The organism is Zoogloea sp., assembly GCF_023150065.1.
In the GTDB taxonomy this organism is placed as follows: domain Bacteria; phylum Pseudomonadota; class Gammaproteobacteria; order Burkholderiales; family Rhodocyclaceae; genus Zoogloea.
In genome coordinates, this window is record NZ_JAKLLN010000090.1 from 1 (window position 1) to 834 (window position 834).

2 protein-coding genes are annotated in these 834 nt (G+C 70.3%); both read right to left on the reverse strand.

Translation table 11 applies throughout. The annotated features are described in order from the left end of the window. Nucleotides 1-192, reverse strand: a 192-nt coding sequence (locus tag L6Q67_RS23575) for a hypothetical protein (protein ID WP_296575966.1), incomplete at its 3' end; no start/stop codon positions are given. Then, on the reverse strand, nucleotides 177-834 hold a 658-nt coding region (locus tag L6Q67_RS23580; protein ID WP_296575968.1), incomplete at its 5' end, for a sigma 54-interacting transcriptional regulator. The genes L6Q67_RS23575 and L6Q67_RS23580, both read right to left, overlap by 16 nt.

Sequence of the window (834 nt, forward strand, 5' to 3'; positions counted from 1 at the left end):
CGCGCGCACCTTGGTGACGAGCAGCCGGTCCAGCGCGGCGTTGATCCACAGCAGCAGCAGGACGCCCAGCACCGGCAGCACGCCCAGCAGCGGCAGCAGCACCAGCGCCTGCAGCTTGCGGCGGATGGGCCAGTTCGCGAAACGAGCGGCCAGCCGCAGCCGGCCGGCATCGGTGCTCAGCTGTGCGCCCACTCGGCCACCCGGCGCTCGAGCGTGCGCCGTGAAATGCCCAGCAACTGCGCAGCGCGGGTCTTGTCGCCGTCCACGCTTTCGAGGACGCTCTGAATGTGCTGCTTCTCCAGCGTGTGCAGGTCGGTGGGGCCAGGCGCCCAGTCCGCTGCCACGCGGCGCGGGGCAGCGCTGCGCGACGGCCCCTGGTACAACGCCGAGACGTTCAGCGCCCCCAGGATCAGCGAGCGTTCGATGAGGTTGCGCAGCTCGCGCACGTTGCCGGGCCAGTCGTACTGGCGCAGGAACACCATTTCGTCGGCGCTGACCTCGATCGGGGGCACACCCAGGCGCGGTGCCAGCGTGTCGACGAAGTGCGCGACGAGCTCGGGAATGTCTTCCTTGTGCGCGCGCAGCGGTGGCAGCCGGATCTCGACCACCTGCAGGCGGTAGAACAAGTCGGCCCGGAAGCGACCGCTGGCCACATCGTCGGCCAGGGGTCGGTTGGTGGCGGCCACGATGCGCACATCCACCGGAACCTGCCGCTCGCTGCGCACGGGGCGCACGCACCGGTCTTCGAGCACCCGCAGCAACGCGGCTTGCAGCGGCGGCGGCAATTCGCCGATTTCGTCGAGAAACAGCGTGCCGCCCTGAGCGCAGACGAAC